At 69.5% G+C, this 469-nt stretch carries 1 pseudogene; it reads right to left on the bottom strand.

The window, feature by feature from the left end:
• Positions 1-423 (bottom strand): annotated as a pseudogene (locus D7W79_RS42720) (J domain-containing protein); the annotation flags it as partial.
• Between the last annotated feature and the right edge of the window lie 46 nt (positions 424-469).

Here is a 469-nt window from a genome sequence, read left to right as displayed (position 1 = left end):
GGCTCCGAGCGCGCCCATGTTCTCCATGGCGCGGCGCAGGAGGCGCTGGCGCCGGAGCTTGGAGGCTTCGTCGGGGTTGGAGGGGTCTTCGGCCGCCACGTCGTCCTCGTCAAAATCCCATTCGTCCAGATCACCGGACAGCTCGTCCTCAGTCTGTCCAGAAGCCCCTCCGTTGTCACCGGGGAAGGCGGTGGAGCGGGGAGAAGGCAGCGGCTCGAATGTCGCCTCGACGATGGCCTCGACGAGGAATTCGTTGGCATCCCCCACCGACCGGACATCCGAGCGGACGAGGGCTTCGAGGTGGGCGTCCACCTGCTGGAGGGCGGCCTCGAAGGAGGCGGTGAGGTTCTGGGCCGGGTCGTTGGACTCGTCGAAGGAGACGATGCGCCACAGGTCGTCCTCGCTGGCGCGGGCGGGGCGCACGGGCGGTGTGGCGGACGCGGGGAACTTGGGGGGCTGGACGGCCCAC

Origin of the sequence: Corallococcus exercitus (assembly GCF_003611585.1) — a bacterium.
Taxonomy (GTDB): Bacteria; Myxococcota; Myxococcia; order Myxococcales; family Myxococcaceae; genus Corallococcus; species Corallococcus exercitus.
The sequence above is the reverse complement of the archived record's forward strand: the minus strand, read 5'-3'. Positions and strand labels throughout refer to the sequence as shown.